The 13,064-nt window shown below is 60.2% G+C and carries 12 protein-coding genes; 5 read left to right on the top strand and 7 right to left on the bottom strand.

From position 1 onward, the window contains the following. The first annotated feature begins 29 nt into the window (after positions 1-29). From ACP7EE_RS20775 to ACP7EE_RS20760, 4 genes are all read left to right on the top strand, one after another. Positions 30-398 (top strand): DUF4810 domain-containing protein, encoded by a 369-nt coding sequence (locus ACP7EE_RS20775; protein ID WP_426236358.1) that lies wholly within the window; start codon positions 30-32, stop codon positions 396-398. Beyond that, positions 395-1,054 (top strand): DUF799 domain-containing protein, encoded by a 660-nt coding sequence (locus ACP7EE_RS20770; RefSeq protein WP_420649190.1) that lies wholly within the window; start codon positions 395-397, stop codon positions 1,052-1,054. The genes ACP7EE_RS20775 and ACP7EE_RS20770 overlap by 4 nt, the downstream gene beginning before the upstream one ends. A gap of 293 nt (positions 1,055-1,347) precedes the next feature. After that, positions 1,348-3,459: an ATP-binding protein gene (locus ACP7EE_RS20765; RefSeq protein WP_426236356.1), complete on the top strand. Its 2,112-nt coding sequence runs from the start codon at positions 1,348-1,350 to the stop codon at positions 3,457-3,459. 106 nt (positions 3,460-3,565) lie between these two features. Continuing rightward, positions 3,566-6,196 (top strand): excinuclease ABC subunit A, encoded by a 2,631-nt coding sequence (locus tag ACP7EE_RS20760; RefSeq protein ID WP_426236354.1) that lies wholly within the window; start codon positions 3,566-3,568, stop codon positions 6,194-6,196. Between the two features lie 91 nt (positions 6,197-6,287). On the opposite strand, the gene ACP7EE_RS20755 is transcribed toward ACP7EE_RS20760, so the two are convergent. From ACP7EE_RS20755 to ACP7EE_RS20730, 6 genes are read right to left on the bottom strand one after another with little or no spacing between them, the layout of a single operon-like run. Next, positions 6,288-8,210 carry a response regulator gene (locus ACP7EE_RS20755; RefSeq protein WP_426236352.1) on the bottom strand — a complete coding sequence of 641 codons (1,923 nt, stop codon included), beginning with the start codon at positions 8,208-8,210 and terminating at the stop codon, positions 6,288-6,290. Further along, on the bottom strand, positions 8,200-9,075 hold the full coding sequence (locus tag ACP7EE_RS20750) for a sensor histidine kinase (RefSeq protein WP_426236350.1): 876 nt from the start codon (positions 9,073-9,075) through the stop codon (positions 8,200-8,202). The genes ACP7EE_RS20755 and ACP7EE_RS20750 overlap by 11 nt, the downstream gene beginning before the upstream one ends. After that, complete coding sequence (locus ACP7EE_RS20745; RefSeq protein ID WP_426236437.1) at positions 9,068-10,078, bottom strand: ATP-binding protein; 1,011 nt, start codon at positions 10,076-10,078, stop codon at positions 9,068-9,070. The genes ACP7EE_RS20750 and ACP7EE_RS20745 overlap by 8 nt, the downstream gene beginning before the upstream one ends. After that, a complete protein-coding gene (locus ACP7EE_RS20740) occupies positions 10,075-10,485 on the bottom strand; it encodes an anti-sigma regulatory factor (protein WP_426236348.1) in 411 nt (136 codons plus the stop codon). The genes ACP7EE_RS20745 and ACP7EE_RS20740 overlap by 4 nt, the downstream gene beginning before the upstream one ends. Continuing rightward, positions 10,482-10,844, bottom strand: a complete 363-nt coding sequence (locus ACP7EE_RS20735) for an STAS domain-containing protein (protein ID WP_426236346.1) — start codon at positions 10,842-10,844, stop codon at positions 10,482-10,484. The genes ACP7EE_RS20740 and ACP7EE_RS20735 overlap by 4 nt, the downstream gene beginning before the upstream one ends. 3 nt (positions 10,845-10,847) lie before the next feature. Further along, complete coding sequence (locus tag ACP7EE_RS20730; RefSeq protein WP_420651244.1) at positions 10,848-11,699, bottom strand: STAS domain-containing protein; 852 nt, start codon at positions 11,697-11,699, stop codon at positions 10,848-10,850. A 253-nt stretch (positions 11,700-11,952) separates the two neighbouring features. On the opposite strand from ACP7EE_RS20730, the gene ACP7EE_RS20725 reads away from it, so the two are divergent. After that, positions 11,953-12,138, top strand: coding sequence for a hypothetical protein (locus ACP7EE_RS20725; RefSeq protein ID WP_420649182.1), 186 nt, complete (start codon positions 11,953-11,955; stop codon positions 12,136-12,138). A gap of 257 nt (positions 12,139-12,395) precedes the next feature. On the opposite strand, the gene ACP7EE_RS20720 is transcribed toward ACP7EE_RS20725, so the two are convergent. Next, positions 12,396-12,917, bottom strand: a complete 522-nt coding sequence (locus ACP7EE_RS20720) for a DUF4142 domain-containing protein (protein WP_420649181.1) — start codon at positions 12,915-12,917, stop codon at positions 12,396-12,398. Positions 12,918-13,064 lie beyond the last annotated feature (147 nt).

Genomic DNA, 13,064 nt, shown 5'->3' with positions numbered 1-13,064 from the left:
TCAACGCCCATCGCAAGGAGCAACTACCCATGAATTTCTCTCTGTCGCGGCCGCTTATGGCCATGACGCTGGCCGCCAGCGCCTTGCTGGCCGGTTGCAGCAGTCCGCAAACCCTGTATCAGTGGGAAGGCTACCAGCCGCAGGTCTACGAATACTTCAAAAGCGAAACGCCGAAAGAGGCCCAGGCCGAAGCACTCGAAGCCGATCTGCAAAAGATCCGCGCCAGTGGCAAAGCGGTGCCGCCGGGTTACCACGCGCACCTCGGTCTGCTGTACCTGAGCATGGGCAAGGACGATCAGATGGTGCAGCAGTTGCGCACCGAAAAGACCTTGTTCCCGGAGTCCGGCACGTACATGGATTTCCTGCTTAAAAACGCCAAGACCGGAGAAGCCAAATGATCCCGCGTGCAGTGAAACTGCTGGTCGGCGTTTTGGCGCTGGCGGTTCTGGGTGGCTGTGTCAAACCCAAGACCGTGGACTATTCGGCGTACAAGCAAGTGCGGCCGAAGAGCATTCTGGTGCTGCCACCGCTGAACACCTCGCCGGACGTCAAGGCGTCTTACAGCCTGCTGTCGCAAGTGACGTATCCGCTGGCCGAGGCTGGTTACTACGTGCTGCCGATCACGCTGGTTGACGAGACATTCCGCCAGAACGGTCTGACCACACCTGACGATATTCATCAGGCACCGGCCAACAAGTTGCAGGAAATCTTTGGTGCCGACGCCGCGCTGTACATCACCGTGAGTGAATACGGCACGCGCTATATGGTGATCAGCAGCGAAACGGCTGTGACCGCCACGGCCAAACTGGTCGACCTGAAAACCGGCACCACGCTGTGGACCGGTGCGGCCCGCGCTTCGAGCGAAGAGGGCGGCAACAACGGTGGTGGCGGCCTGATCGGCATGCTGATCACCGCAGCGGTGAAGCAGATCATCAACAGCTCCACCGATGCCGGTTACCCGATTGCCGGTGTGGCGAGCAATCGCCTGCTGTCGGCCGGGCATCCAGCGGGCCTGCTGTACGGGCCACGCTCGCCGAAGTACGGCACCGACTGACTGCTATCGAGGGGGGACAGACTCCCCCCTTTTTCACTGTGTGCCCACGCTCGCAATGAGCAAAGCCTCCAATCAAGCGCCGCATCTCTGACGGGCGATTCTCGACATCGCCGCCAAACTCCAGACCAGCTACCATCCACTCAAGCATCTGATCGACGCCTGCGCATCGGACGGTGCGAATTCGACTATGTCTGCGATGAAACCATTAGCGCGCTTGAAGCTCGAAACACACAGGCGCGGCGTCGCTGGGCGTAGCAATTGATCGGGCAAACCACAAGGCGTTGAATCAGTCGATGCAGTTTTTATCCGAAAGCCATGGGTGTGATGGCTGGAAAGGCGAGATGGCCGGGCGCATCCGTGCGTTCGACTGGAGCGGCACGGATCTTGGGCCGCTCGATAACTGGCCGGCGAGCTTGTGCAGCACGGTGCAGTTGATGCTCGCCTCGCCGCTGCCGATGGTCATGCTCTGGGGCCGCACCGGCTACATGATTTACAACGACGCCTATTCGGAATTCGCCGGTGGCCGTCACCCGTACCTGCTCGGTGTGCCGGTGGAATTGGGCTGGCCGGAAGTCGCCGAGTTCAACCGGCATGTGGTGGATACCTGTCTGGCCGGCGGCACGCTGTCTTTCCGCAGCAAAGAGTTGGTGTTGCTGCGCAACGGTGTTCCCGAAGACGTGTGGATGGATCTGTATTACAGCCCGGTGGCCAATGATCTCGGGCAACCGGCCGGGGTCATGGCGATGGTGGTGGAGACCACCGAACTGGTGTTGTCCGAGCGCCTGCGCCAGGCTGCCGAGGACGCCTATCGAGCGGACAATGAGCGAGTGCGGCTGGCGCTGAATGCCGGGGCCTTGATCGGTTCTTTCGTCTGGGACATCAGAAACAATGTGCTGTCGGCCGATGAACGTTTTGCGCGCACGTTCTCCTATCCTCCGGAGCAGGACCTGGCGAACCTGCCGCAACACATCGCCGAATCGCGGATTCATGCGGACGATCGAAATTGGGTGCAGGAATGCGTCGCGCGGTCGCTGCGCACCGCAGAGCCCTATAACGCCGAATACCGCGTGCTGCGCCCGGATGGCAGTTGTCGGTGGGTGCTTGCCAGTGGTGCCTGCGAGTTCGATGAGCAGGGGCGGGCGTTCCGGTTTCCCGGGGTCTTGATCGACATTCACGAACGGAAAAGCGCCGAAGAATCGCTGCTCAAATTCACCCGCAACCTCGAACAACGAGTTTCCGATGAGGTGACGGCGCGACTGGCCGCCGAAGAGCGCTTGCGTCAGTCGCAGAAACTCGAAGCCATCGGCGGCCTGACTGGCGGCGTCGCGCATGACTTCAATAATCTGCTGCAAGTGATCGCCGGAAACCTGCACCTGCTGGCGCGGCATGAGCCGGAGAACGTCAACGTGCAACGCCGGGTCAGCGCGTCGCTGGCGGCGGTCGAACGCGGCGCCAAACTGTCTTCGCAACTGCTGGCGTTTGCCCGGCGTCAGCCGTTGTCGCCGGCGGTGTGCAATCCCAGACAGATCTTCGACGGCGTCGGCGAACTGCTGCAACGGGCGCTGGGCGAGACCATTCAGATCGACGTGCAATTGCCGCACGAGCCGTGGCACATCAACGTTGATCGCAATCAATTGGAAAACGCCATTCTCAATCTGGCGATCAACGCCCGCGACGCGATGCAAGGCGAGGGCACGATTGTCCTCGGCGCTGCGAACACCACACTGGATCAAACTTTTTGTGCCGGCAAAGGCCTGGTACCGGGGGATTTCGTGCGGGTTTCAGTCAGCGATTCCGGAGTCGGCATTGCCGCGCATTTGCTTGAGCAAGTGTTCGAGCCGTTCTTCACCACCAAGGCGGACGGCCAGGGTACGGGCCTCGGTTTGAGCATGGTCTTTGGTTTCGTCAAGCAGAGCGGCGGGCACGTCGAGATCGACAGTCAGCTCGGTCAAGGCACGCGGGTGCAGCTGTATTTTCCGCGCAGTTTGCGCGCGGTGCTCGATGATGCCAGCAACGTTGAGTCTGCGCTGGGTGGCGGCAATGAAACCATCCTGGTGGTCGAGGACAACGACGCGGTGCGCGCGTCAGCCGTGGAGTTGTTGCGCGAAGAAGGCTATCAAGTGCTGACCGCCGGCCATGGCGATGCGGCGATGCAGATGTTGCTTGAGGGCACCGCAGTCGATTTGATTTTCACCGATGTAGTCATGCCCGGCCTGATCAAAAGCTCCGATCTGGCGGCATGGGCCAAAGTGCAAAAGCCGCCGGTACCGGTGCTGTTCACCTCCGGCCACACCCGCGACATCATCTCGCGCAACCACCAGCTCAGTCCTGACACGCATTTGCTCGGTAAACCCTATGGCCCGGAGGGCCTGCTGCAAATGATCCGCACGGTGTTGAGTAATTAATTTACACCGTCAGTGGGGGGCTTTTGTGGCGAGGGAGCAAGCTCCCTCGCCACAGTGATGTGCATCTCTGCAAATTGCTTTCATCCTCTTGAACAAGGCAGGGCCGATGACTTCCAAGCGCAGCTCCAATTCCGCCGCCGGCATGGTTCGGGTGCGCGGTGCCCGTGAACATAATCTGAAGAACGTCGATGTCGATATCCCCCGCGATGCACTGGTGGTGTTCACCGGGGTCTCGGGGTCGGGCAAGTCGTCGCTAGCGTTTTCGACGGTGTATGCCGAGGCGCAGCGCCGCTATTTCGAATCGGTGGCGCCGTACGCGCGGCGACTGATTGATCAGGTCGGTGTGCCGGATGTCGATTCCATCGATGGTCTGCCGCCAGCGGTAGCGTTGCAACAGCAACGCGGTACGCCGAGCACGCGCTCGTCGGTGGGCAGCGTCACCACGCTGTCGAGCCTGATCCGCATGCTCTACTCGCGCGCCGGCAGTTATCCGCCGGGCCAGCCGATGCTTTACGCCGAAGATTTTTCGCCGAACACGCCGCAGGGCGCGTGCCCGGATTGTCATGGGTTGGGCCGGGTGTATGAGGTTACCGAAGCACTGATGGTGCCCGATCCCGAACTGACCATCCGCCAACGCGCCGTGGCGTCCTGGCCATTGGCGTGGCAGGGCCAGAACCTGCGCGACATCCTTGTGACCATGGGCATCGACGTCGATATCCCGTGGCGCAAACTGCCGAAAAAGCAGCGCGACTGGATTCTGTTCACCGAAGAAACCCCGACCGTTCCGGTGTACGCCGGACTGACCCCGGAAGAAACCCGCGTCGCCCTCAAGCGCAAAATGGAACCGAGTTACCAAGGCACTTTCACCGGCGCCCGGCGCTACATCCTGCATACGTTTACCCATTCGCAAAGCGCGCTGATGAAGAAGCGCGTCTCGCAGTTCATGCTCGGCAGTCCGTGCCCGCTGTGTGACGGCAAGCGCCTGAAACGCGAGGCGCTGTCGGTGACCTTCGCCGGCTACGACATCGGCGAACTGTCGCAGATGCCGTTGCTGCAAGTGGCGCAGGTGTTGCAGCCGGTGGCCGATGAGCATTACCTCGATCACGCCGAAGAAACCGGTGAAACCCTCAGCCATCAGCAAACCCGCGCGGCCCGTCAGCAACGCGTGGCCCATGGCGCCAGCGCGCACGCGAATGCGCCGGACGTGCGCCATACGCCAAACCTGTCGCTGGAAAAACGCATTGCCGCGCAGCGTATCGCGCAAGATCTGCTGGAGCGCGTGAGCACTCTGACTGACTTGGGGCTGGGGTATCTGGCGCTGGAACGCAGCACGCCGACTTTATCGTCCGGCGAGTTGCAACGGCTGCGTCTGGCCACGCAATTGGGTTCGCAGTTGTTTGGCGTTATCTATGTGCTGGATGAACCTTCCGCCGGCCTGCATCCGGCCGATGGCGAAGCGTTGTTCGAGGCTCTGCAACGGTTGAAGTCCGAGGGTAACAGCGTGTTCGTGGTCGAGCACGATGTAGAAACCATGCGCCGCGCCGACTGGTTGATCGATGTTGGCCCGGCTGCCGGCGAACACGGCGGGCAGATTCTGTACAGCGGCCCGCCCGCCGGGTTGGCCGAGATCGAATCATCGCAAACTCGCGCCTACCTGTTCGCAGAAGCACAGCGCCAGCCACGCACCGCGCGCAAGGCTTCGGGCTGGCTGAAACTCGAGGGCGTGACGCGCAATAACCTCAACAACCTCAGTGCCGAATTCCCGCTGGGCTGTTTCACCTCGGTGACTGGCGTGTCGGGTTCGGGCAAGTCGAGTCTGGTCAGCCAGGCGTTGCTGGAGTTGGTGGGTGCGCACCTTGGCCGAGGCGCCAACCAACCAGAGCCGGAAGAACTCAATCTGGAAGACGATACCCCGCAGGCCAGCACTGGACAGGTCGCGGCGGGACTGGAGTCGATCAAACGGCTGGTGCAGGTCGATCAGAAACCGATTGGCCGCACACCGCGTTCCAATCTGGCGACCTACACCGGCCTGTTCGATAACGTGCGCAAGCTGTTCGCCGCCACGCCTGAAGCGCGTGAGGCGGGATATGACGCCGGGCAGTTTTCCTTCAACGTCGCCAAGGGTCGTTGCCCGACCTGTGAGGGCGAAGGTTTTGTCAGTGTCGAGTTGCTGTTCATGCCGAGCGTGTATGCGCCGTGTTCGACCTGTCACGGCGCACGCTACAACCCTGAGACGCTTGCGATTCAGTGGCAGGCTCTGAGCATTGCCCAAGTGCTACAACTGACCGTGGATCAAGCGGTGGAAGTGTTCGCCGAGCAACCGGGAATTCGCCGTTCGCTGGAAGTGCTGCGCGATATCGGCCTCGGGTATTTGCGTCTGGGACAACCGGCCACCGAGCTGTCCGGCGGCGAGGCGCAACGGATCAAACTGGCCACTGAGCTGCAACGCAATCAGCGTGGCGCAACTTTGTATGTGTTGGATGAGCCGACCACCGGATTGCATCCGCGCGATGTTGATCGGCTGCTGGAGCAACTCGATACGCTGGTCACGGCGGGACACACGGTGGTGGTGGTCGAGCATGAAATGCGCGTGGTTGCGCAGAGTGACTGGGTCATCGATATCGGCCCGGGGGCGGGGGATCAGGGCGGCAGGATTGTGGTGGCGGGGACGCCGCAGAAAGTGGCGGCGAGCAAGAACAGCCGGACTGCGCCGTTTCTTGCTCGTGCGTTGATATAAAGTCAAAAGATCGCAGCGTGCCGCAGCTCCTACAGGATTTGCATTACCCACGATCCCTGTAGGAGCTGCCGAAGGCTGCGATCTTTTGATCTTAGACGCCGTCGAGGGTGCGACGTACCTTGTCCGGCAGTTCGCTGATCTGAAACGGCTTGACCAGCATGTCCATCCCGCTGCCAAGAAACACCTGACGATTGATCGCCGTCTCGGCATACCCGGTCATGAACAGGATCGGCAACGCCTCGCGCCAGCCACGCGCCACGTCCGCCAGTTCACGGCCACTCATGCGCGGCAGTCCAACATCGGTCAGCAACAGGTTGATCGACGGGTCGTTCTGCAAGCGCTCAAGCGCAGTTTCAATGTCGCCCGCCTGAGTGCAGCGATAACCGGCATCCTCCAGCACTTCCGTCACAAACAGCCGCACCGACGGCATGTCCTCGACAATCAGAACATGTTCACCCGCACCTTGCGGATCGACAGATGCTGGCGTGACGTCTGCAGCAGTCGGGTCTGAGGTGGCCGGCAACATGATCGTCACTTCAGTACCGCGCCGGGCCACGCTGCGGATATGCGCATCGCCGCCGGACTGGCGGGCGAAACCGTAGATCGTTGACAAGCCCAGGCCAGTGCCCTGGCCCAGCGGTTTGGTGGTGAAAAACGGGTCGAATACCTTGTCGATCACGTTGTGTTCGATGCCGGTGCCGTCATCGCGTACAGACACCGCCACATAAGCGCCATCTGCCAGATTCGGGTCGCCGTGGGAGTAGGCGGCGTAGGTGCTGAGCCAGATATTGCCGCCCTGGGGCAATGCATCGCGGGCGTTGATCACCAGATTCAGCACGGCACTTTCCAGTTGCACCGGGTCGACGAGGGCAATCGCCGATTTACTGGTCAGCTCCAGTTTCAGCGCGATGCGTTCGCCAATCGTGCGTTCCAGCAACTCTTCCAGCGACCGGACGTGCTGGTTGATGTCCACCGGGCGGGTGTCGAGCGGTTGTTGCCGGGCGAACGCCAGCAAACGGTGAGTCAGAGAAGCGGCGCTGGTCGCTGAACTCAGGGCAGCCTTGGCGTAAAACCCGATCTTCTCGGTGCGCCCGTCGGCTGCACGCTTCTGGATCAGCTCCAGACTGGTGATGATCCCGGTCAGCATGTTGTTGAAGTCGTGGGCGATACCACCGGTAAGTTTGCCCAGCGCGTCCATTTTCTGCACTTGCAGCAACTGCGATTCGGCGCGCGCCAGTTGCGAAGTGGTGTCGTCCAGTCGCGCCAGGTGTGAGCGCTCGCGGTGACGATGTTCGGTCACGTCCTCAACAAACACCAGGCTCAGCTCAGGCGTGCGATAGGGGGAAATCTGCCACTCGGTTTCGCGGATCTCGCCCTGCACGCGCATGTTCAGCGTGCCTTTCCAGCGCTCGCCTTCGACCAGCCGCAGACGCAGCTCGTCGAGGATTGCCCCTTGATCCTCGGCAAAGCATTCGCTGAGTGTTTGCGAATCACGGTTGTCCTGAATCAGTTGCGCGAAGGCATGGTTGCACTCGTGCACCTTGAGGCTGGCGTCGAGCACGGCAATCGGTGCGGAGATGTTGGCGAAAATCTCGCGAAACCGTGCCTCACTCTCGCGCAGGGCATTTTCGGTGTCACGCACCCGCAGTAGCGTGCGCAGGGTGGCCAACAGCACTTCAGGGTCGATCGGGTGAATCAGGTAGGCATCGGCGCCTGCGTCAAGCCCGGTGATGATGTCGCCGGTCTGGATCGACGCCGCCGAGACATGAATCACCGGGAGCAGGGCAGTGGCGGGGTCGGCGCGCAACTTGCGCACGATGTCGAAACCGCTCATGTCCGGCAGATTGACGTCGAGGATCAGCGCGTCGATCTGTTCACTTTCAATCTGAGCCAGGCCTTCGCCACCGGTGCCGGCTTCCAGCACGACATAGCTGTGCCCTTCCAGGCGCCGGCGCAAGGCGTAGCGGGTGGCGACGTTGTCGTCGACGATCAACAGACGAATGTCACGTTTCATCGTCGGACTCCTTGGCGATGGCCAATGGAATGATCACAAAGAAAGTCGAACCGACGCCGGGCTGGCTGTTCAGCCCGACTTCGCCACCGAGCAGCTCGGCAAAGCGTTTGCACAGCGACAGGCCGAGGCCGGTGCCGCGCAGGCGTTTTTGCAACGGTGAGTCGACCTGAGAAAAGTCCTCGAACAATGCGCCGTGCAATTCGGGTGCGATGCCGATGCCGGTATCACTGACGGCAAAGCGAATCTTGCCCTCGCACTCCAGGCGCGCCGAAACCCGCACTTCGCCGCGCGTGGTGAATTTCAGCGAGTTGGAAATGAAGTTACGCAGGATCTGCGCGAGCTTCTTGTCATCGGTATAGAGGCGCGGCAGGCCGACCGGCTCTTCGAAAATCAGATCTACAGCGGTCGCGTCGACAATCGGCCGGAACATCCCGCGCAATGCGGCGAACAGGTCGAACATGTCGAACCAGGCTGGAGAAATACTGATGCGACCCGCCTCGATTTTCGCCAGATCGAGCAAGTCATCGACCATGTCGCTCAGCTCGCGGGCGGCGGTGCTGACGAACGCCACCTGCTTGTGCTGCTCGGGACTGAGCGGCCCGTCTATTTCATCTGCGAGCAGGCTGTTGATGCTGAGAATAGAGCCCAGCGGCGTGCGAAATTCGTGGCTCATGTACGACAGGAAACGGCTTTTCAGATCCGAAGCTTCACGCAGTTCGTCAGCCTGCGCGTCGAGTTCGGCATACAAGGCCAGTACGCCCTGATTGGTTTCATCGAGTTCCTCGCGCAATGACGCCGTCTCGGCCTGCAGCTGCGCGATCAGTGCCGTTTGCTCGGCACTGCTCAAGGTCGGCGATTCAGCCATGGGCGGCCTCCAGAGCAACCACCAGTACCGTCACATCGTCTCGCCCGCGACAAAAGTCGCGGTGCAAAACGCTGGCTACCACGGCGGGGTGGCGATGCACCAGGCCAGGGTAGTCTTGAAGATTCCAGCGGGACTGCAACCCGTCGCTGTACATGATCAATAAGTGTCCGTTCACGTGAGCATAATCAAAAGGCCGCGCTTTGCGGTATTGCCCGCCGACGATCCCCGGATGCGAGGCTAATCCTCGGGACTTGTCAGCGGCGATCAGGCTTGCACCAATGTTGCCGACGCCGGCGAAAATCAGTTGATCACGCGCGCCATCGAACTGGGCAAATGCCATCGCGCCGCCACGACTGCCGATCATCTCGCGGTGCATGTCTTCCATCAGCACCGTCGGTTCGGCAAACGGTGTCAGGGCAAAGGCACGCTCGCCGGCACGCGCGGCGCGTTCAGCGTCTTCGCCATGACCGAGACCGTCGACCACCAGAGCGCTGATGCTCCCGTTGTTATACGCCAAATGCCAGACATCACCGCATGCCGGATCGTCATGCAGCGAATGCTGACTGACACCATACGGCATATCCGGTTGGCGATCGCTGCGCGGATACAGACGCGCCAGCAGTACCGCGCCACGCTGGTCGGCGTAGACGTCGAACACTTCAGCCTGACGCGACACGGCGCCAAGGCCGATTCCTTGCGTGCCGCCCGTGGAAAAACCATCCGCAAGGCACGCGTCGAGATCGAACCCCTGGGCGCGATCGACAGCGAGCATTTCGATGCCGAATCCATCCAGGCGCTTTAAAGCCCGCAAGTGAATTTCGCCATGGCCGGCGTGTTTGATCAGATTGCTCGCGAGTTCCGTTGCTACCAGGGCCACGCGGCCGGCATCGCGTTCGTCGAAGCCATGCAACTCTGCAAGCTGCTGCGCGGTGCGCCGGGCGTAGCCAATCTGGCTGCTGTCTTCTATGCGCAAGACTTGCGTCAGGCTGCCGCTGATATTCATGTCCATCGGGTAATCGTTATCCGTGTGCCTTTGCCGGGCTCGGTCTCCAGTTCGAATTCATCGACCAGCCGCTTGGCGCCGGTCAACCCGAGGCCCATGCCGCTGCCGGAGGTCCAGCCGTCGGTCATTGCCAGTTTGATGTCGGCGATGCCCGGACCTTCGTCGCGAAAGGTCAGACGCAGGCCGACCTTGTGATCGTCCTCGCGATCATGAATCTCCCAATCCATATCGCCGCCGCCACCGTAGACCATGGTGTTACGCGCCAGCTCGCTGACGGCGGTAACCATTTTGGTCAGGTCGATCAAACGCATGCCGCACTCGGTCGCCAGTTTTCGTGCGGTCTGACGGGCAAGCACCACGTCCTGCTCGATGTGGATCGGTTGAGTGCCGCTGCTGCGCAGGGTCATTGCTGACGCACTCGTTCCTGTAGCAATTTCATCCCGCGCTCGACGTTCAACGCCGTGCTCACGCCGGGCAGGGTCAAGCCGAGTTCGACCAGCGTGATCGCCACCGCCGGCTGCATGCCGACCAGCATGGTTTGCGCGTCCATGATGCGCGACAGGCCAGAAATAGTGCTGATCATCCGCCCGATGAATGAATCGACCATGTCCAGCGCCGAAATGTCGATCAACACTCCGCGCGCCGAAGTTCGGCTGATGCGCTCTGACAGATCGTCCTGCAACGTGAGGGCGAGTTGGTCATGCATGTCGACCTGAATGGTCACCAGCAGAAACTCACCCATCTGAAGAATCGGAATACGTTCCATGGTTTAAACCGATTTGGTGACGCTGATACCCAATCGGGTCAGGGCCAGTTTCAATGCGTCAGCCAGGTTGGCTTTGGTTACTACGCCTTGCAGGTCGAGACCCAGGTGCACGATGGTCTGCGCGATCTGTGGACGCACGCCGCTGATGATGCAATCGGCACCCATCAGTCGAATCGCCGTCACGGTTTTCAGCAAGTGCTGTGCGACCAGGGTGTCGACGGTCGGCACGCCGGTAATATCGATGATGGCGATTTCCGAACCGGTGTCGACGATGCGTTGCAGCAGCGACTCCATCACCACTTGGGTGCGTTGCGAATCGAGGGTGCCGATCATCGGCAGCGCGAGCACGCCGTCCCACAGTTTGACCACCGGGGTCGACAGCTCCAGCAGTTCTTCCTGCTGACGCTTGATCACCGCTTCACGGGATTTCTGGAAAGTGCGGATGGTGTGCAGGCCGAATGCGTCGAGCAGCTCGGACATCTCCCACAATTGTTCACCGAGCAGGGCCGGTTGATCTTTGTAGTGATCTTGCAGCAGCGCAAACAGCGGGCCTTTCAACGAAAAAATGAAGCTCGCGGTCTGGTTGGCATCCTGGCCGAGCAGGGCGCGGCTGTGGGACAGTTTTTCGAGGAACTGACGCGTCACTTCCCAGCCTTGGGAATGGATGTTGGTGCCGTTGTCGTTTTCCAGTCCGCTGATCACCAGCTGCAGGAATTCGCTGGTTTGCAGCTGGATGTCATGTTCTTTCAGATTGCGCGTGGCGCCGCTGTCGCCAAGGCCTTTGGTCCATTCGCTGAGGAGTTGGGTCTGTTTGTTTTTCAACGCATCGAGTGTGCTGTTCTGCAGTGCTGCCATGTGCCTGTTGCTCCGTAGCGAATGGGGGGCCGGTTCGGTAAAAAATCACCGGCGCGAAGTGAATGACATTTGCCGCTCGAAATAGTTGTTCGTTCTCGCGAGGATATTTTTGATCTGCCGCAAGCAACGCCCGCTAACTTTAGTCGGCGTGGCTGCCGGTGATGATCTTTTGAACGTTTCAGCGGTATCAGGCTTCGAATCTTAACGGTGCGGCAGCTTTCAGTCGCGCCTGTTTTTTCGAATTGAGGTGGCCATGAACGAACAAACGCCGCAACAGCCGATCGACACTGAAGAGCCGCAAATCGCGGATCCGGCAGTGGACCAGAAAAACAAGCATACGGACAATGACAATGAGTTCAGTCCGGGATTCGAGCCGAAGCCTGATCGGGCCAAGCCTGGGGAGGAGACGGATGCGGATATTGATACGGATGGGGGTTAAGTCGGGTTGATCGGGCAGGGCCGCTCGTTTGGGGGCGGCTTTTTTGTGGGTGAAGGGTTCGGAATTTTTTGGCGTTCCTGAAATCCAGCCCCTCACCCCAGCCCTCTCCCAATGGGAGAAGGGGAAAGGGAGCCGATTCGTGTGTTTGTCAAAGCCTGAGCTCGCCTCGCAATTGCAGGTCGATGAATTTCGCCTGAACAACACGGTCAGTCCCCTCTACCTTTAAGAGAGGGTTAGGGTGAGGGCAAAAGGTCTCATTACTTGCTTGGATGTTTTGCCTGCAACTCTTTCGCATGCGCCAGATGCTTCTCCAGCGCCGGCAGCATTTTCTGAGCAAACGCTTTCAGCTCGGGAGCGCCCTTGACCTTGTCATCCGTCACGGTATTGGCTTGTTCCTTGAACAGCTTGATGGTTTCCTCGTGCGCCATGACCTGGTTGTTGGCATAGGCCGCATCGAAGGACTCGTCGCGCATATCCAGGATCTTTTCCTTGGCCTGCTTTACCAGAGTCGTTTCGTCCGGCACTTCAATGTCGTGCGCCTTGGCAATAGCTGCCAGTTCAGCGTTGGCCTTTTTGTGGTCGGTGATCATCTGATTGGCGAACGCTTTGATGTCCGCCGAGGCACTCTTTTCCAGTGCCAGTTTGCTGGTTTCGATTTCAGCAATACCACCAGCGGCAGCGTTGTCGACAAAGTCGTTGTCGGTGGCGGCGAAGGCACTGCCCATGCCGCAGCTCATGGCTACTGCAAGGGCGAGATGACGCAGGTTGAATCCGTCCATTAGTATTTCTCCACACAGGTTTTTGTGAGCGTTATTCAATGGAGGGATCGCCACGGACAAAGGTTTTATCGCATTTACGACAGGGCGACGAACGGCCACCGTCGGTCTGACAGGAGGTCGACAGAACCGGTCAACCGAGGCCATTCT

Source organism: Pseudomonas sp. TWP3-2 (assembly GCF_049897765.1).
Lineage (GTDB): Bacteria > Pseudomonadota > Gammaproteobacteria > Pseudomonadales > Pseudomonadaceae > Aquipseudomonas.
This window is presented reverse-complemented; position numbering and strand designations above follow the sequence as displayed.

Coding starts and splice junctions, on each gene's coding strand:
- ACP7EE_RS20730 (WP_420651244.1), bottom strand. CDS start 11,699: ATGGCAGCACTGCAGAACAGCACACTCGATGCGTTGAAAAACAAACAG.
- ACP7EE_RS20725 (WP_420649182.1), top strand. CDS start 11,953: ATGAACGAACAAACGCCGCAACAGCCGATCGACACTGAAGAGCCGCAA.
- ACP7EE_RS20765 (WP_426236356.1), top strand. CDS start 1,348: ATGCAGTTTTTATCCGAAAGCCATGGGTGTGATGGCTGGAAAGGCGAG.
- ACP7EE_RS20750 (WP_426236350.1), bottom strand. CDS start 9,075: ATGGCTGAATCGCCGACCTTGAGCAGTGCCGAGCAAACGGCACTGATC.
- ACP7EE_RS20745 (WP_426236437.1), bottom strand. CDS start 10,078: ATGAATATCAGCGGCAGCCTGACGCAAGTCTTGCGCATAGAAGACAGC.
- ACP7EE_RS20755 (WP_426236352.1), bottom strand. CDS start 8,210: ATGAAACGTGACATTCGTCTGTTGATCGTCGACGACAACGTCGCCACC.
- ACP7EE_RS20775 (WP_426236358.1), top strand. CDS start 30: ATGAATTTCTCTCTGTCGCGGCCGCTTATGGCCATGACGCTGGCCGCC.
- ACP7EE_RS20740 (WP_426236348.1), bottom strand. CDS start 10,485: ATGACCCTGCGCAGCAGCGGCACTCAACCGATCCACATCGAGCAGGAC.
- ACP7EE_RS20770 (WP_420649190.1), top strand. CDS start 395: ATGATCCCGCGTGCAGTGAAACTGCTGGTCGGCGTTTTGGCGCTGGCG.
- ACP7EE_RS20760 (WP_426236354.1), top strand. CDS start 3,566: ATGACTTCCAAGCGCAGCTCCAATTCCGCCGCCGGCATGGTTCGGGTG.
- ACP7EE_RS20720 (WP_420649181.1), bottom strand. CDS start 12,917: ATGGACGGATTCAACCTGCGTCATCTCGCCCTTGCAGTAGCCATGAGC.
- ACP7EE_RS20735 (WP_426236346.1), bottom strand. CDS start 10,844: ATGGAACGTATTCCGATTCTTCAGATGGGTGAGTTTCTGCTGGTGACC.